The sequence below is a fragment of the Pseudomonas sp. BF-R-19 genome, assembly GCF_019956445.1.
Taxonomy (GTDB): Bacteria; Pseudomonadota; Gammaproteobacteria; order Pseudomonadales; family Pseudomonadaceae; genus Aquipseudomonas; species Aquipseudomonas fluorescens_BH.
In genome coordinates, this window is record NZ_JAHBDN010000011.1 from 1 (window position 1) to 16,658 (window position 16,658).

11 protein-coding genes and 4 pseudogenes are annotated in these 16,658 nt (G+C 59.3%); 4 read left to right on the forward strand and 11 right to left on the reverse strand.

Going from position 1 to position 16,658, the window contains the following annotated elements; translation table 11 throughout:
* Positions 1–946: 946 nt before the first annotated feature.
* Complete coding sequence (locus tag KGB28_RS00245; RefSeq protein ID WP_223441013.1) at positions 947–3,457, forward strand: putative bifunctional diguanylate cyclase/phosphodiesterase; 2,511 nt, start codon at positions 947–949, stop codon at positions 3,455–3,457.
* Positions 3,458–3,654: 197 nt separating this feature from the next.
* On the opposite strand, the pseudogene KGB28_RS00250 reads toward KGB28_RS00245, so the two are convergent.
* From KGB28_RS00250 to KGB28_RS00260, 3 genes and pseudogenes are all read right to left on the reverse strand, one after another.
* Positions 3,655–3,911: pseudogene (locus KGB28_RS00250) on the reverse strand (isochorismatase family protein); the annotation flags it as partial.
* Positions 3,912–4,099: 188 nt separating this feature from the next.
* Entirely contained in the window at positions 4,100–5,143 is a 1,044-nt protein-coding gene (locus tag KGB28_RS00255; protein WP_223441016.1) for a DUF3592 domain-containing protein, read from the reverse strand.
* Positions 5,144–5,448: 305 nt separating this feature from the next.
* Positions 5,449–5,907, reverse strand: coding sequence for a hypothetical protein (locus KGB28_RS00260; RefSeq protein WP_223441019.1), 459 nt, complete (start codon positions 5,905–5,907; stop codon positions 5,449–5,451).
* A gap of 223 nt (positions 5,908–6,130) precedes the next feature.
* Here KGB28_RS00260 and KGB28_RS00265 point away from each other — a divergent pair.
* Positions 6,131–6,310, forward strand: a pseudogene (locus tag KGB28_RS00265) (DUF6124 family protein); the annotation flags it as partial.
* A gap of 45 nt (positions 6,311–6,355) precedes the next feature.
* Here KGB28_RS00265 and KGB28_RS00270 read toward each other — a convergent pair.
* A pseudogene (locus tag KGB28_RS00270) lies at positions 6,356–7,372 on the reverse strand (succinylglutamate desuccinylase/aspartoacylase family protein).
* Positions 7,373–7,543: 171 nt separating this feature from the next.
* Between KGB28_RS00270 and KGB28_RS00275 the strand changes: the two are divergent.
* Positions 7,544–8,029, forward strand: a pseudogene (locus KGB28_RS00275) (TetR family transcriptional regulator C-terminal domain-containing protein); the annotation flags it as partial.
* On the opposite strand, the gene KGB28_RS00280 reads toward KGB28_RS00275, so the two are convergent.
* The 6 genes from KGB28_RS00280 to KGB28_RS00310 all read right to left on the reverse strand — a co-directional run bounded on the left by KGB28_RS00280 (position 7,985) and on the right by KGB28_RS00310 (position 15,023).
* On the reverse strand, positions 7,985–8,989 hold the full coding sequence (locus tag KGB28_RS00280; protein WP_223441023.1) for a DMT family transporter: 1,005 nt from the start codon (positions 8,987–8,989) through the stop codon (positions 7,985–7,987). The pseudogene KGB28_RS00275 and the gene KGB28_RS00280 sit on opposite strands and share 45 nt — an antisense overlap.
* Positions 8,989–9,687, reverse strand: a complete 699-nt coding sequence (locus tag KGB28_RS00285) for an ABC transporter permease (protein ID WP_223441026.1) — start codon at positions 9,685–9,687, stop codon at positions 8,989–8,991. The genes KGB28_RS00280 and KGB28_RS00285 overlap by 1 nt, the downstream gene beginning before the upstream one ends.
* An 18-nt stretch (positions 9,688–9,705) precedes the next feature.
* Complete coding sequence (locus KGB28_RS00290; protein WP_223441029.1) at positions 9,706–10,419, reverse strand: ABC transporter permease; 714 nt, start codon at positions 10,417–10,419, stop codon at positions 9,706–9,708.
* 184 nt (positions 10,420–10,603) lie between these two features.
* Entirely contained in the window at positions 10,604–11,386 is a 783-nt protein-coding gene (locus KGB28_RS00295) for a transporter substrate-binding domain-containing protein (RefSeq protein ID WP_223441032.1), read from the reverse strand.
* Between the two features lie 27 nt (positions 11,387–11,413).
* Positions 11,414–13,417 (reverse strand): aminotransferase class I/II-fold pyridoxal phosphate-dependent enzyme, encoded by a 2,004-nt coding sequence (locus KGB28_RS31585; protein ID WP_317853281.1) that lies wholly within the window; start codon positions 13,415–13,417, stop codon positions 11,414–11,416.
* Between the two features lie 157 nt (positions 13,418–13,574).
* Positions 13,575–15,023: an MFS transporter gene (locus tag KGB28_RS00310; RefSeq protein ID WP_411740562.1), complete on the reverse strand. Its 1,449-nt coding sequence runs from the start codon at positions 15,021–15,023 to the stop codon at positions 13,575–13,577.
* Positions 15,024–15,189: 166 nt separating this feature from the next.
* On the opposite strand from KGB28_RS00310, the gene KGB28_RS00315 reads away from it, so the two are divergent.
* Positions 15,190–16,077, forward strand: coding sequence for a LysR family transcriptional regulator (locus KGB28_RS00315; protein WP_223441045.1), 888 nt, complete (start codon positions 15,190–15,192; stop codon positions 16,075–16,077).
* A gap of 13 nt (positions 16,078–16,090) precedes the next feature.
* Here KGB28_RS00315 and KGB28_RS00320 read toward each other — a convergent pair whose 3' ends face one another.
* Entirely contained in the window at positions 16,091–16,543 is a 453-nt protein-coding gene (locus KGB28_RS00320) for a cupin domain-containing protein (protein WP_223441046.1), read from the reverse strand.
* Positions 16,544–16,658: the final 115 nt, after the last annotated feature.

A 16,658-nucleotide genomic window follows, 5' to 3' on the forward strand; every position in this document is an offset into this window, starting at 1 on the left:
CGTTCGCGTGCTCCAGGTCGTTACCGATGCAAGCCGTGACGCTGACGATGCGATAGATCAGCCGACAAACGTCGATGCGCCAAGACGATGAAGCAATGAGCGTTTTTACACACTCTGGGCCGAAAGCTGCCGACCATCAAGGGCTGCTACCGACCTGGAGCAGTCGGCGAACAGAATAATGGCAAATTAGCGGCTATGCTTGGTCTGCTGTCGAAACTGATCAGGCAGTCCGGCAGGCTGCGCGGAAATGACCCGCAACGTGCCCTGTGTCACCCGACTATTCTGCGTGAAGCATCCAGTTCAGGGGCGCAAATCCGCAACGACACTCGGGAAGACATGGAGCGAACCCTGCACCTGCAGGCGCAGGGTTTGGACTAGCTCTGTTGGGATCACTCAGGATCGAATCGACTTTCGCTACGGTGCGGCTGGGCACTGCGAAAACGGGGATATGCTCACCCCAGACATGCTGGCCAAGGTCTGCACGCTCGCCAGAGGCGCAGAACGAGGCTGAGGAAATTGAAAGGAACAGAACATCTGGCAAAAGTGATTGCCGACGTTCAGTTCTACAATGGAGAGCGAGGAGAATCGTTACCTGAAACGATGATGTCAAACACAACAAATGAAAATGATTTCGTTTTATCGCCGAAATGTTAAGAGACTGCTTCCGAGAGTAAAAAATTTCACCATGAAATTAGCATCGCCAAATGCATTGCTTAGTGTCGAATAGTTGGTTGGCGTGACACTTAAGACGTATAGCTTCGGTAGCGATTGCTTGTCTCGGGAGCTTCGCTCACGAAAACCAGCGTGAATCCAGAACAGAGAAAAAATTTGGCTAATGCTACATGCGATGTGTTCTCAGGTTCAGGTGTCGGCACAAAAGGTTAATTGGTTTCCGAATACCGCTTCTATTGCTCAATTTAGAAGGATTATGTTTGGAGATTGTGAAATGGATTCTTTCAGGAATAAAAGCGCCGCAAAGCAAGCCATACCCACCAGTTCAAATAAGCCGCGCTCGACCAAATGGCACCGCATGTACTTTTTTCTTGCGGGATTCGACGTGCTGGTTGTTGTGCTGAGCGTGCTATTGAATCACCTGATCGTCGATACCTATCACCGCTCCATCAAGGCAAACCAGTCGTGGGTCCAACAGCTGTCGAGCTATTCAACGCTGGGCAGCCTGGCTTCCACAGTCAATGCGCCGGGCAATAATGTGTTCGATACACATAATGTTGAAGCCGAATCGCGGAACATGAATGAAGCCTTGCGCGCCTTCAACGAGCATTTGGCAATGGCCAAAAAACAGTTGGAAGTACGGATCGCCAATGAGGCTGAACACAGTGCAGATATACAAGCCTTTACCCATGCATTGAAGGATGAGGTGGGTGCAGTTGATGCCGCGATGGTCGAAATGGTGAACGAGGCCTTGCTGATCTTTTCCTACTTCAGGGAGGAGCAGTCGGATAATGCCGGTAAACGCATGGCAACGATGGACAGGAAGTTTGCCCTGTTGCTCGCCTCACTCAGTACCGTGCGGGATCGCGTTGGCCTGATTCAAAGCAAGCTCCTGGAGGAGGAGCTTGAGTCGGTCGAAGAACTGCGCCGGGTCGAATACGCGATCGTGGTGTTCGTGCTACTGATGGTCAGTGCGGCCGTTATCTACGGGGGCAAGATCAGGCGCGAAATGGAGTCGCAAGCAGCCGAAAGGGAAGGTTATCTGGCAGTGCTGCGCGAAAGCGAGAAGCAGGCCCGCCAGCAAGCATCGCTGCTGGACAAGGCCCAGGACGCCATTGTCGTTCACGGGATGGATAACCGCATCCTGTACTGGAACAAAAGTGCCGAGCGTCTCTACGGTCTGTCAAAGGAAGAGGCACTCGGCAAATCGGCACAGGAGTTGATCTACCAGGGTAGCGCCGCTTTCAATGCGGCCACTAACAGCCTGATAGAAACGGGTGACTGGGCGGACGAAGTTACACTTCGACGCCGGGATGGCTGCACCATCACGCTCGAAAGTCATCGAACCCTGGTGCGAGACGATGATGGCCAGCCGCAATCCGTTCTGTCGATAAATACTGACATCACCCACCGTAAGACCGCTGAGCAAGAGGTCCAGCGTTTGGCCTTCTACGATCAGTTGACCGGGCTGGCCAACAGGCGGCTCATGTTGGACCGGTTACAGCATCTGCTGGCGGGCAGCTCCCGTAGCCTGCAGACGAACGGGATAATTCTCATTGACCTGGATAACTTCAAGGCACTGAACGACACGCTGGGGCATGACAGAGGCGACATGTTGCTGCAGCAAGTTGCTCTGCGCCTTTGCGGCTGCATACGCGAGAGCGACACCGTGGCTCGCCTGGGCGGAGACGAATTCGTCGTCCTGCTGGATGGCCTTAATGAAAATCCTCCAGAAGCAGCTATCCAGGCCAAGGCTATTGGCGAAAAGATTCTCAACTCTCTGAACATTTCCTACCAGTTGGATGGATATGAGCACCACAGCACCCCCAGCCTCGGCATTGCGCTGTTCCAGGGGCAGCTGAGCACAGTGGACGATATTATGAAGCGCGCTGACCTGGCGATGTATCGCGCCAAAGCGGCGGGCCGCAATACCATGCGCTTCTTCGATCCGGAAATGCAGGCGGTTGCCACGGCACGCGCCAGACTGGAAGTAGACTTGCGCCAAGGCTTGCAAAACAACGAATTCCTTCTTCATTACCAGCCGCAGGTGAATAGTGAGGGCCGTATCATTGGCGCAGAGGCACTGATGAGATGGCAGAATCCTGAGCGCGGGGTCGTGTTACCAGGCGAGTTCATTCCATTGGCAGAGGACACGGGGTTGATTCTGCCGTTAGGCCGTTGGGCGCTGCAGACAGCCTGCACTCAGCTGGTTGCCTGGGCAAAGCATTCGGAAACCGCCCGACTGGGTATGGCTGTGAATGTCAGCGCCCGCCAGTTTCACCATCCGGACTTCGTCGAGGAGGTACTGCAAGTACTGAGATACACGGGGGCCAATCCGAAGAAATTGAAACTGGAACTGACCGAAGGCCTGCTGATAGAGGATATGGAAGGTACTGTCGCCAAAATGATCGAGTTGAAAGAGATCGGCATAGGCCTTTCGCTGGATGATTTCGGAACCGGCTACTCGTCACTGTCATACCTGAAGAGCCTTCCGCTGGATCAACTCAAGATCGATCAGTCCTTCATCAGAGATGTGCTGGTTGATCCCAACGACGCCGCCATCGCCTGCGCGATTGTGAGCCTGAGCCAGATATTGGGGCTTTCGGTGATTGCAGAAGGTGTGGAGACAGAAGCTCAGCGCACCTTTCTGGTCAAGCATGGCTGCCAGACCTACCAGGGCTTCCTGTTTTCCCCGCCACTGCCAGCCGAACAATTTGAGGAGTATGTTCACGAAAGATTAATGGCGAGCACTGATTTCCCACGGACCAAGACTAAATCGCCATAACTTCGCAGGTGCCTGGGAACGTCCGCTTTCGGCTGTGGATTCAACCCAATGCGGACGATGAGAGGTCGACTCAAATGTGGCTCGCACCCGCAACTGCCGGAGGTAGCCTCGAACAGCTAGTAGGAGCGAGCCTTCTTGCCCACCTGAGGATTTGCAGAACCACACATCATGGTTCTGCAAATCGCTCACAGGTGTATTTAGCCTTGAAGTGCCGTCATCAGGACTTGTACCAACTGACCACCTTCGGGCGCAGGGCGATATCATCCGCCATTACGCCAGGGGATCCGCCGCCATCAGCAACCACCTGTACTTCATAACCATCGCGCACCAGGCTCAGCGCCGGATAGACCGTGCAGACGTCATTGGTGACCCCGGCGATGATCAGTTTCTTGCGCCCCGTATCTTTGACCGCTGAGGCGAAGTTCTCATCGTCCATGGCGTTGACGATAAACAACATCTCAGGCGATGAGCTCGTAAGGGGCTGTCTTCTAATACAATGGGAATCTAACGCTTGTTAGGTGCCAGATCATTCTGTGGCCTTGTTTTTAGTTGAAAGTTGGACTTCGACCCGAAGCAGTCTTCGCTAACGATTGAACTCAAAGGCCTGGACAGCCGTTCGGGCAGGTCCGGCGGCATGATGGATCAGCCCGTAAAAAAGTACTTGCCTTTGATTTTCCTGGGATTGACGAAGACGAAGTCTGGAAAGATTTTTCCTCGGACGTACCAAACAAAAGCCAGGATAACGATACTTGTAGCTAATGCGATAGTGGTTGTTGCCGGACTCGATGTAAACCCCGCAAACGATTTTGGGAATTGGGGAAGCGCAAGGAGTATGTACGCGTTGTAGGCGCCGACGCGATGGTTGTAGAAGCCCCATACCAAAAACAAGGGAATCAAGGTCATTGAAACACCCATAACCCATTTGGCCGTTGGGCCCATCCTGGCGCCGATATCCAATCCCAGAAAGAATGCAATCAAAGCCTGGGCGAGTATTATCGTAATGAGAATATTGACCTTGCGATCGTGCTCGTCACAACGAATTGGATCTGCATACGAGGCTATAAAGTAGGCAAGATGACTGTCTTTTACACCCCGCCCGGAGAGTTGTGAAAACACTTCCGACTTTGCAGTGCCGGCAGCGAGTAGCTCGCTAACTTTTCTCTGAACTTCTTTCTTGCTCAAAGTTGAATGTGAAATACTTTCTCTTTGCGTCAACTTGACAGATTTCTTAGCAGGAAACACCAGGACAGCTACGGCCCCGATAAAGGCTAGCGTGCCCAAGAAAACGCCGAAGTAAAAAAACCCACCGAGTGAGTAAGTACCTGGCTTCACTCTACCCGGCTTTGCAGGGTCGACAAGAATTTCGATCGCTTTTCCCTCCCTGAGTGTTGCAACTGATCTTTCGACCGACTCCAGGCTGGTCCTACAGGGCCGCTGCGATATTTCGAGCGGATAAGTGTATTGCTGTCCGTTCAACTCAAAGGTCACGTTAACCAGAGGGCAATAGGTCATACCCTTACTGCGCATCTCCTCAGAAATGGAGACAGTGGCGACAGTGGCATTCAACTTCTGCCAAGTCTTCGTCTCGTCCACCTCCTTGTACGAGGAAAGAGACACGAGAAGGCAGAGCAAGGCAAAGAAAAATAAAACAACGAACAGGGCCGTCCTTAGCAAGAAGGTCTTCATAAGGCTCCTTGGCCAACGTGAAATGGAGGTCAGTTGGGAAATGACACCTTGGCGGCAAGTCCCCCTGCACGCGGTGTAATGATGCACTGAGGTCAGTTCGTAGATACTCAAATGCAATGCAACTTCCCGCGCTTGCGCTCTTGGCCGTTCTCTGCCGGTCATGGTTACAGAGCCTGCTGGTTAAATCCGATGTAATCGGTGCTCAAGTACAGTGCAATTTCGCGCCTGACGACCAAACCAGTACTGCACACGCCAAAAACCCTTCCTGCGTTTCAACACAGGAAGGTTTTTTTGTTTGCGGCCGATCAGTCTTTAGCCTGGCTCAACTTGGTGAACAGCTCGGTAGGCACTTTCTTGCCGTTAGAGATGAACTGGTTGGTGCGAAACTTGTACACCTCACCTTCGGACAGGAAACCGTCGCCGTTGGTGTCCATCGCCTTGAATTCCTCAGTGCCCTTGGGCGCCACGGCCAGCAGTTCCTTGAGCGACACGCGGCCGTCATCATCGGTGTCGGTGCGCGCGAAAGAAGCATCGCCGCACTTGCCTTCACCGCACTTGCCCTCGGCCTGGGTCTTTTGTGCCCCGGCTTCGGCACCGCACTTGCCTTCGCCACACTTGCCTTCGCTGGTCTTCTCCGCGGAAGCCAGCTGATAGCCCTGAGGCAAGGCGTCGGCCGAAAACGCCGAGGACGCGAAGTTGATACCACCGACCAGTGCAACAGCGATCAGGCCAATACGGGTTTTGTTCGACTGGAAACGAGACATGTTGATACTCCGGATCATTTGCGCGGCTGGACCGTTATTGGTCGTACCACAAGGGTTGATAAACCTGGTTGCGAGGTACGTTGTGCATCTCGCTTTGCCAGGTCTATTTGGCCCCGGTGGTGTATCCCGGCTGTATCCGTAAGGCGCTGGTTTTGTATGGCTGTACGCGGATCCGGTGCCCTGATACACAGCGATACACGAAAGCCGGTAGTCAGTTGATCACAGCGAAAGCCTGATGGTGTATCTGGTCGAGACCCTGACCTCGATCGATGTGATGGTGCACCAGTTGGCGGATCATCTGGACGGCGGATCGCGAAATGCCCCGCTGGGGATTTCCAACAGCGTGATGCTGGCGGAAATCACGGCGAACCGGGTGCTGGACCAAATCGACCCGCCCGAGTAATTACTGAATCTGTGGCTAACGCTGGCCCTGTGGCGAGGGCGAGGCTCAGTTCGGATCCAGCAACCCACCACTCCAGTTTCGCGACACCCGGCTACCGGTGAATTTCGCCACCCCCATGCCCTGGGGTATCAGGCGATCGCGATAGCGCGTCACCAGGCGCCCCGCTTGTTCGGCATGCAACACCACTTCGGAAGACGGGTCGCCCGGCCGCCCGAGAATCCGTGCAAAGCGCTGGCCTTCCTCGACGAAATCCCCCAGCTCCTTTTCGAAGATCAGCACCCCGGGTTGCGGGGCGATGATGGTTTCCATATGGCCCATTTCCACGGCTTCGACGGGCCAGTCCACGGGCGCCACTGACTCATCGATGACACCGCAACCGCACAGCCAGTTGTACAGCCCTTCTGCATCCGACTCGGCGTAACGATCACTGACATCGCCCTACCCGCGCAGCTCCAGGGTCGCAGCCATGCGTCCCGCAGTGACCCCGTCGCGTATCCACGGGGCAATGATGGTTTCCTCGAAGGAGCCATCGCCGCCGTCATCCCAGATGATCGCCACGTCCATCTTCATCGCCGCCGCCAGTTCGCGGCCACGGGGCCAGAAACTGCGGTGTACGTAGAGGTACGGCAAGGCCTCGTCATCGGTGTGCAGGTCGAGCATTACGTCGGCCGGGGCAGCCAGTTGCACCAGTTGCTTTTGCCATTGCTGAACGCAGGTCGAAGGTCGCTCCATGGCCGCCGACTGGTCGAACGCGCGGTTGAAGTTATGCCCGGTAGCGTCGTGATAACGGCCGAGGATCCGCCCTTGGCGAAACTGCCCGATGCCCAGCGGGTTGGCCTGCGGCACGACGGTGATGTTGCCTTTGAGCCGGCCCTGGGTTTCGGCGGATTGCAGTCGTTGCATCAGCAGGTGCAGGACCAGCATCCCGGCGATTTCATCGGCATGTACGCCGGCCTGCAGGTGCACGTTTGGCCCGCTGTCGTCGCCTGCATAGCGCCAGGCACCGACCCGCACGGCATCACCGTTGTTGTTGCGAACACTGAACGAAATATCCTGCGGCATTGGCTTTCCCTCCCGTCATAAACGTTGAAAAACGTTGTATCGCTGCTGCCGAGACTGGTGATTGAACAGACGTTCAACTAAGCTCGGCATCGTGGAACCTCATCCAAGGACAGCCTTGTGACAACCGATGCCCCGAAAAACCGCCGCGCCGAACCCGAAGACCGTCGCGAAATGCTGGTGGCCGCCACCCTGCGCTGCCTGGGCCGCGACGGTCACGCCGGGATTTCCGTACGGCGCATTGCCACCGAAGCCGGGGTGTCCGTGGGGTTGCTCAACCACCACTTCGGCAGCATCGAGGCACTGATCGCCGACACCTACCAGCGGCTCGCCAGCGAACTGACCACGGCCCTGCTCCAGGAAATCGAGCAGGTCGTGACACCTGCGCAAAAGGTCGATGCCTTCCTCGAAGGCTCGTTCTCGCCCAGGGTCATGGACCCGAAACTGCTCGGCGTGTGGGTGGTGTTCTGGAGCCTGATCCGTCACTCCGAACACGTCAGCCAGTCCCACGAAAAAAGTTACCGCGCCTACCTTGATCTGATCCGCCAGTTGCTCGACGGGCTGGCCGCCAGCGAAGGCTTCGTGATTCACGACACGCGCCTGGCCGCCATCGGCTTATCGGCGATGCTCGACGGTCTCTGGCTCGAGTGGTGCCTGAACCCCGAGACCTTCAGCGCCGCCAACGGACTGCACATCTGCCGTTGCTGGATAAAGGGGTTGCGTCACGGAGCATTCAGCACCGACGACGTCCTGTGACGGATGCCGGCCGAAGATCATCGCCAGCGTGCCGCTGACCGCAATCAGCCCGGCGCCGATCATCAGCGACATGTCCATCAGCGTGCCCCAGACCAGGCTCGACAGCGCAAACGCCCAGATCAGCCCGGTGTATTCGAACGGCGCGAGCAAGGTCGCGGTGGCGCGGCGGAAACTGGCGAACAACAGGAACTGGCCGATGCCGCCCACCAGGCCGGCGCCGAGCATGCCCAGCCAGGCGGGCATCGGCGCGGGCGTGTGGGTCCAGGGCAAGGTGACCGCCATGCAAATCACAAACACCACGTTGGTGATCAGCATCTGCTCCAGCACTGAGGTCTGCTCATCCACCTGGCGCAGTTGGATGTAAGTGAACGCCCAGCACATCGCCGCCAGCAGGGTCAGGACGATCGGCAACGGATCGGTCATGTTGTCGGGGCGACAGGCAATGACCACCCCGACAAAACCGATGATCAGGCTGAACCACTGCCAGCCGCTGGCGCGCTCCTTGAGAATCACCGCCGCCAGCACCGTGACCATGATCGGCGCGGAAAAATACAGGGTGGTCATCTCGGCCAGGGTCAGGTCCCGGGCCGCCGTGTAGTACAGCACCCAGGCGACAATCGACAGCAAACCGCGCACCACCAGCAGGCGCCGGCTCGGCGAGCGCCAGGCCCGCTGGATCAGGCGCAGGCGCCCCGCCAGCAGCACCGCCACGACCACCACGGCGGCGCGCCAGAACAGAATGGTGACCACCGAATAGTCGGCCACCAGCCACTTGATGACCGCATCCTGCAACGACAGGAATGCGTAACCCAAGGTGCACAGGCCAATGCCCTGCAACGACCGGTCAACCCGTGGCGAACTCATCAGGCCGACCTGCGTACCGGCGTCCCGCACCGTTCGGCAAAGGCAAACAACGCCTCGATCAGGAACGTCAGGCAAACATAGACTCCGGCTACCAGCAACAAGGGTTCGTACACCTGCAGGGTCTGCGCGCGGACCACATTGGCGGCGCCGAGCAGATCGATCACGGCAATGGTCGAGGCCAGCGCCGTGGACTTGAGCAGCATCACGGTTTCCCCGGCCAGGGTCGGCAGCAGCAGGCGCATCGCCCGGGGCAAGCGTACCCGCAGCAAGGACTGGCGCGCGGTCATGCCGAAGGCCGAGGCCGCCTCCATTTCACCCTTGGGCACCGCCAGCAGGCCACCGCGAATCACTTCGCCGACATAAGCCCCCACCGACACCACCAGGGCAAACACGATGTACCAGTAACCGTCGCGCAGGTACGGCCAGAGGAAACTGCCGCGAATCAGCGGGAACTGGGCAAACAGGCTGCCCAGGCCGTAGTAGAAAATGTAGATCTGGATCAGCAAAGGCGTCCCGCGGGTGACGCTGGTGTAGAACAGGCTGACCCTGGCGATCACCTTGTTTTTCGAGATCCGCGCCAGCGCTACCAACACCGCCAGGACAAAACCGAACACACTGGAGATCAACAGGATCGCGAGGGTGGTTTGCAGCCCCCGGCCCAACAGTGCCGCGTATTCAACTATCCACGCTGGAATCATTTCATTCTCTCTGCCGGTTCAGTCAACAAGAGGCATCCAGCGACGAATGCGTCGCTCCAACCGTCCCGAAAGGTAGTTGGACACCAGCGTCACCGCGTAATACAGCGCCGCGGCCGTGAGGTAGAACAACAGATAGTGGCGCGTCGATCCCGCGCCTTGCTTGGCGGTGTACAGCAGCTCGTTGGTGCCGACCACGCTGATCAGCGCACTGTCCTTGATCAGGTTGATCCACAGGTTGGCCATCCCGGCCATCGCATACGGCGCCATGATCGGCAGCGTGACCCGACGGAACAGCCCGAAACCGCTGAGGCCGAACGCCTTGCCCGCTTCGATCTGGCCGAAGGGAATCGCCTGGATCGCCGCGCGGAAAATCTCCGAGGCGTAGGCGCCCTGCACCAGCCCCAGCACCACGATGGCCGCCAGCGGTCCGCTGACATTGACCACGCCATAGCCGAGCTGGGTCATCAGCGAATTGAGGAGCATGGAGCCGACGTAGTACAGCAACAGAATCAGCAGCAATTCCGGAACCGCCCGGAACAAGGTGGTGTAGCCGCGCATCAGCGCTGCAATCGGCTTTGGCGCGCCAAGCTTGAGGCACGCCACCACCAACCCGATGGCCAGCCCGAGCACAAAGGCCCCGGCGGAAATCTGCAGGGTCATCCAGAGCCCCTTCAACAGCGCACTGCCCCATCCCTGCTCGGTGAAATTGATCAGATCGAACATTGCCGGCATATCAGTCTCCAGTATGCGGTCGTGAACACACCGCCGGATCCTGTGGGAGCGAGCTTGCTCCGGGCGGCGTTCCGACGATGAGGCCATGCCAGTCAATATCAATGCTGACTGAACCACCGCTATCGCGAGCAAGCTCGCTCCCACAGGGATCTGCTTTTCCTCAGGACTTGCGTTTAGCCAGCCATCAGAACGCAGGCTTCACGCTGGTGCCGAAGTAGCTCTGGGACAGCTCGTCGTAGTCCTTGCTCGCCAGCAATTCCTGGATGGCCTTGTCCAGTCTGGCCTTGAGCTCGGTGTCGTCCTTGCGCAGGCCGGCGCCCACGCCTTTGCCGAAGATCGGGTCATACGGCACGGTGCCGAGGTAGGCCAGGTCCTTGGCATCCGGGGTCTTGATGAACGCGGCCATGGCGGTGCCGTCGGCCATCATCAGGTCGATGCGCCCGGCAATCAGGTCGGCATTGGCCGAGTCCTGGGTGTCGTAGTACTTAACGTCGGCGATTTTTTCGTAGTAGGTCTTCAGGTAACTGGCGCTCACGGTCGAGTTCTGCACGCCGATGATCTTGCCCTTGAGGTCATCCGGGTACTTCTTCACCGCCGCCTCTTTCGGGCCGACAAGAGCAATCACCGAGTCGTAGTAGGCCTTGCTGAAGGCGATCTGTTTTTCCCGTTCTTCGGTCACCGACATCGAGGAAAAGATCACGTCGATCTTCTTCGCCAGCAGCGACGGAATGATGCCGTCCCACGCCACTTCCTTGATCTCGCATTCGGCTTTCATTTCGCTGCACAGCTTGTGGATCAGGTCGACTTCGAAGCCCTTCCACACGCCGTTGGCCTGTTTTTCGGTGTACGGCGGATAGGGTTCCGCTGCCACCGCGAACCTGATCGGTTGCGCTTGGGCAGCACTCATACCGGCCAGCAATACGCAGGCCGCACCGGTCAACCAGTTTGCAAAACGTCGATTTCCCATGTTGTTTTCCCGTCTTTTTATGATGAGTTAGCGAGTCTGATGAGCGTTGACAAATTGTCGGCAACGCTCGCTGCGTGGGTGTACGAACACTTCGTCCGGCGAACCGGTTTCCTCGATCAGCCCTTGATGCAAAAAGGCCACTTTGGAAGAGACATCGCGTGCGAAAGCCATTTCATGAGTCACCAGGATCATGGTCCGGCCTTCTTCGGCGAGGGAGCGGATCACCCGCAGCACTTCCCCGACCAGTTCCGGGTCGAGTGCCGAGGTGGGTTCATCGAACAGCATGACCTTGGGCCGCATGGCCAGGGCCCGGGCGATGGCCACCCGTTGTTGCTGTCCCCCGGAGAGAAACGCCGGGTACTCGTTGCGCTTGGCCGCCAGCCCCACGCGTTCGAGCAGGGCCTCGGCCCGTTCAGTGGCCTCCGCACGGCTTTCACGCAGGACCTGGGTCGGCGCTTCGATGAGGTTTTCCAGCACCGTGCGATGGGGCCAGAGGTTGAAGTTCTGGAACACCATGCCCAGGCTCGACCTTATGCGCACAAGCTGTTTGGCGTCCGACACCAGCGGTGCGCCGGGGCGATTCTGGTTAAGGTGAATGCTTTCGCCATCGACCAGGATGCGTCCCTGATCCGGCACTTCGAGCATGTTGATGCAGCGCAGCAAGGTGCTCTTGCCCGAGCCGCTGGCACCGATCAGGGAGATCACGTCGCCTTCGCGGGCAGTCAGGGAAACGCCCTTGAGCACTTCGATATTGCCGAAACGTTTGTGCAGGCCATCGACTTCGATCATGGTCTTGATCGCGACCGGTTCGACGGGCGCGGCGCTGGTCACCGTGCCGGTCACCGGCCGCGGCGCTTCACCATTGAGTACCTGGACAAAGCCACGAATGCGCTGACAGGCCTGGGCCAGGCGTTCGTCACTGAGGGTGAACGAAAGCCGTACAAACCCTTGGGCCGGTTCGCCGAATGCCGCCGCATCCAGCACCGAGACACCGGCTTCGCGCAGCAGACGCCAGGCGAATTCCAGCGAGGTCAGGCCGGTGCCGCGCACGTCCACCAGCACGAACATGCCGGCATCGGGGTTGAGCACGCTGATGCCCGGGCAATCCGCCAGGCCGGACACCACCAGATCACGGCGCCGACGATAGATCTCGCGCATGCCGTGGGTGACTTCGTCATGGGATTGCACGGCCTTGAGCGCCGCCTCCATGACAAACCCGGGCAAGCCGTACAGCATGCTCAGCACCAGGGTTTCGACATGATTGACCAGGGCTTCATTGGCCACGACCCAGCCGATGCGCCAACCGGTCATGGCATGGGATTTGGACAGGCTGCCGATCACCACGCAGCGCTCGGCCATGCCCGGAAACGCCGCCAGGCTCAGGTGTTCACGCTCGTAGGCGAGGCTCTCGTAGACCTCGTCCACCACCACCCACAGGTCATGGGCGATGGCGAGGTCGGCGATGGCTTGCAGCTCTTCGCGACCCAGCACCACGCCGGTGGGGTTGTTCGGATTGGAGAAGAAAATCGCCCGGGTGCGCGGGGTGATGGCCTTGGCCAACACCGCGGCATCAAGGCGAAAACCCGCGTCCGCCGCGCAGGGCACCCGCACCAGCGTGGCGCCGGACGCCTTGAGCGTCGCTTCGTAGGTCACGTACATCGGATCGAAGGCAATCACTTCGTCGCCGGCACCGAGCAGGCACATCGAGGTGGCGAACAAGGCGTTCTGCGCACCTGCCGTGAGAATGACGTTCGACGCCTGCAGTTCGCGGTCGATCAACTGGCTGTAGCGGCCGGCAATGGCCTCGCGCAAGGCCTGGCGACCGGCGATCTCGGTGTAGTGGGTATCCCCTTCATGCAAGGCGTGGATGGCGGCATCGGTAATGAAATCGGGGGTGGGGAAATCCGGGTCGCCGACGCTGAGGATGATCACGTCCTCGCCTTTGCGCTGTGCTGCGCTCGCCGCGTAGTGGATATCCCAGGCGGCAACGCCTTGGCCACTGATCCGTTCAACAAAGGGTGAAAACCGCATGCCAGTGCCTCGTTCGAATTGAAGAAACGCAAGCCCGCAACCAGCCGGGGGAAGGTGGCCCCCAACATAGTCCAGACTGAACACTCGTTCAACAGAAAACTGGCGAGGCTTCGCGTTCAGCGCAAACAGGTCGTTTTCACGACAGTCGCGCCGTTTTTCAGCACGGCGCGATCAAGCGACGTGAAACGATTTTGCTGACCGCTCCCAGCACCAGAGCCACGAGAATCAGCCCCGCAGCCACCGCAAACGTCAACCGCATCCCCTGCGCGATGGCCTCAGGTTGCGCCTGCAAAATATCGTCGCTGGCCGTGCCGAAGGCGAACACAGCGCCCATCACCGAGGCGCCCGTGATCAGCCCGAGATTGCGCGACAACCCGAGCAAACCGGATACCACACCACGCTGCTGCGCCTCGATTTCCAGCATGACGGCGGTATTGTTGGCCGCCTGGAACAGCGCATAACCGGCGGTAATGACAGCCAGCGGCACGATGTAGCCGGGCACACCGAACGCCATCGGCAGGGCCGGCAGGATGCAAGCGCCGGTCAACATGGCGATCAGCCCGACCGAGCTCGAACGCTGTGCGCCCCATCGGTCCACCAGCCGCCCGGAAGGTACGCCGGCCAATGCCGCCACCAGCGGACCGGCCGACATCACCAGGCCGACACTCACCGCACTCAACCCCAGTGCACCCGACAGATAGAACGGCCCGACCACCAGGGTGGCCATGACCACCCTGGTCACCAGGGTGCTCATGGCGAGCCCTGCGCTGAGCAGCGGATTGCGCAACATCGCCAGTTTGACCAGCGGCGACGCGGCGGTCTGCTCGACGAACACGAACACCATCAAGCCAATCACCGCGACCAGCAGCAGCGCCGTATTGAGCGGGCCGAAGCTGCCGCGTCCAAGGGTCATTGCCAGCGCGTAAGCCAACAGGGTCAGGACCAATACCAGGGTGCCAAGCGCGTCGAAATCGGGTCGAGTGGAGGTCATCTCGTGGCGATCCTGCGGCAAAAAGCGCCAGGCCAGTCCGATCGCCAAGACACCCAAGGGCAGGTTCAGCAGAAAAATCCCCTGCCAGCCCACCTGGGCAATCAACACGCCGCCAAGCGTCGGCCCCAGTGAGGTGCCAATCGCCGACATCGTGCCGAGTATGCCCATCGCGCTGCCCATTTTGTCCTTGGGCACCGCCCCGCTCACCAGCGCCATGGCCAGCGCCATCATGGTCGCCGCGCCGACGCCCTGTAAGGCCCGGGCGGCAATCAGCAGCCACAGATTGGGCGCCAGGGCGCACAGGAGAGAGGCGACGGTGAACAGCGCAATGCCGATCAGCAGCAATCGCCGCCGCCCCAGGAGGTCGCCGAGCCGGCCGACGCTGACGATCAGCGCGGTGATGCTCAGCAAGTAGGCGAGGACCACCCACTGCACGGCCTGGAACGATGCTGAAAACGCCTCGGCCAGTGTCGGCAAACCCACGTTGGCAATGCTGGTGCCCAGGGACGACAGCAGCATGGAAAGCGACAGGCTGGCCAAGGCACCCCGAATCGATATGGACTTCATTTTCTCGCGACTCCGCAAACAGGTTGTCCGAAGCCTAAGCCCGGCCATAACATGGCGGAAGACGCAGCATTTGCACTTTATACGTGCATATCACGCCATCTATCCACAACCCAGTGTGGGAGCGGGCTTGCTCGCGAAGAGGCCGTCAGCTTCACCATTAACGTTGGCTGACACACCGCGTTCGCGAGCAAGCCCGCTCCCACAGGTATTTCCGATGCCAGACCTGAATCTGTTGATCACCCTGAACGTGTTGCTCGAAGAAGGCAGCGTGGCCCGCGCCGCGCAGCGTTTGCGCCTGAGCCCGTCGGCCATGAGCCGGGCATTGGCGCGGTTGCGCGAAACCACGGGCGATCCACTTTTGGTGCGGGCCGGGCGCGGACTGGTTCCCACGCCCCGGGCGCTGGAATTGCGTGAACGCGTCGGCGCGCTGGTGCAGGACGCCGAAGCCGTCCTGCGCCCCGCCGAGGCACTCGATCTCGATCAACTGGTGCGCACCTTCACCCTGCGCACCAGCGATGGCTTCGTGGAAAATTTCGGACCGCCACTGATTGCCCGCATCCATCAGGAGGCACCCGGTGTCCGCCTGAATTTCGTGCAGAAGCTGAACAAGGACAGCACTTTGCTGCGCGAAGGTTCTGTGGACCTGGAAACCGGTGTGATCGGCGAATCGACCAGCCCGGAAGTGCGGACCCGGATGCTGTTTCGCGACCGGTTCGTGGGCGTCGTGCGCAAGGGCCATCCACTGGCTCGTGGCGAGATGACGCCTGTTCGTTATGCCGCCGCCCGGCACATTCTGGTTTCACGCCGGGGCCACGAAAAAGGCGTCATGGACGACGCCTTGAATGAGCTGGGACTGAAGCGGGACATCGCCACCATTGTCGCCGGTTTCTCTTCGGCGATTGCATTGGCGCGGGCTTCAGACCTGGTCGCCAGCGTACCGCAGCGGCACGTCGGCAACCTGTGCCAGGGAATGCATTGCTTTGCCCTGCCGTTCCCCACGCCACCCATCACGGTTTCGATGATGTGGCACCCGCGCATGGACGCCGACCCGGCGCATCGCTGGCTGCGCGGTTGTGTGTGGGAGGTTTGCAGCCGGCAATGACCCGATGGCCCGCCTATTCCTTCAGGATCAGCAGCGGCTCGCCTTTCTTCACGATGTAGGTTGCCAGCTCCGAGGCCTTGTCCTGGCCCACGTTCTTCGCCACATGGGCGACGCCTTCGGGGATGTACAACGAATCACCGGCCTTGAGCGTTACCGGTGCCCGCCCTTCCAGTTGATACTCGAAAGTGCCGCTGATCACGTGCGCCACTTCTACGCCCGGGTGAGCATGTTTGGGCGACGTCACGCCCTGATCGAAGTCCACAAGCACCTGAAGGACTTCGCGATCCGCGGCGCCCAGGTCTTCGCGTACCAGGTCGGTGCGATGCAGGCCCTGCTGCCAGCTTTTCATTGCCGGGGCCGGCTGTGCTTCCTGGGCTTGAGAGAAGCTCGCTGCGGTGGCGAGACCTGCGGCGGCCAGGACGAGGCCAAGCTTGCCGATGGTGTGACGGGGGTGGGTACGCAACATTGTCTTTCCTCCAGTTGAACCACGCCAGGCCGCGCCGAAAGTGGCGCGATGCCGGTGGTTCCATTTGAAGGCCGCCGTGTATCGCCCGGGTGTCGGGAAACGGCGGTTTTGTATG

Bases quoted from the DNA above. Each gene is read 5' to 3' on its own strand.
- KGB28_RS00245 (WP_223441013.1), top strand. From the start codon at position 947: ATGGATTCTTTCAGGAATAAAAGCGCCGCAAAGCAAGCCATACCCACC.
- KGB28_RS00255 (WP_223441016.1), bottom strand. From the start codon at position 5,143: ATGAAGACCTTCTTGCTAAGGACGGCCCTGTTCGTTGTTTTATTTTTC.
- KGB28_RS00260 (WP_223441019.1), bottom strand. From the start codon at position 5,907: ATGTCTCGTTTCCAGTCGAACAAAACCCGTATTGGCCTGATCGCTGTT.
- KGB28_RS00280 (WP_223441023.1), bottom strand. From the start codon at position 8,989: ATGAGTTCGCCACGGGTTGACCGGTCGTTGCAGGGCATTGGCCTGTGC.
- KGB28_RS00285 (WP_223441026.1), bottom strand. From the start codon at position 9,687: ATGATTCCAGCGTGGATAGTTGAATACGCGGCACTGTTGGGCCGGGGG.
- KGB28_RS00290 (WP_223441029.1), bottom strand. From the start codon at position 10,419: ATGCCGGCAATGTTCGATCTGATCAATTTCACCGAGCAGGGATGGGGC.
- KGB28_RS00295 (WP_223441032.1), bottom strand. From the start codon at position 11,386: ATGGGAAATCGACGTTTTGCAAACTGGTTGACCGGTGCGGCCTGCGTA.
- KGB28_RS31585 (WP_317853281.1), bottom strand. From the start codon at position 13,417: ATGCGGTTTTCACCCTTTGTTGAACGGATCAGTGGCCAAGGCGTTGCC.
- KGB28_RS00310 (WP_411740562.1), bottom strand. From the start codon at position 15,023: ATGGCCGGGCTTAGGCTTCGGACAACCTGTTTGCGGAGTCGCGAGAAA.
- KGB28_RS00315 (WP_223441045.1), top strand. From the start codon at position 15,190: ATGCCAGACCTGAATCTGTTGATCACCCTGAACGTGTTGCTCGAAGAA.
- KGB28_RS00320 (WP_223441046.1), bottom strand. From the start codon at position 16,543: ATGTTGCGTACCCACCCCCGTCACACCATCGGCAAGCTTGGCCTCGTC.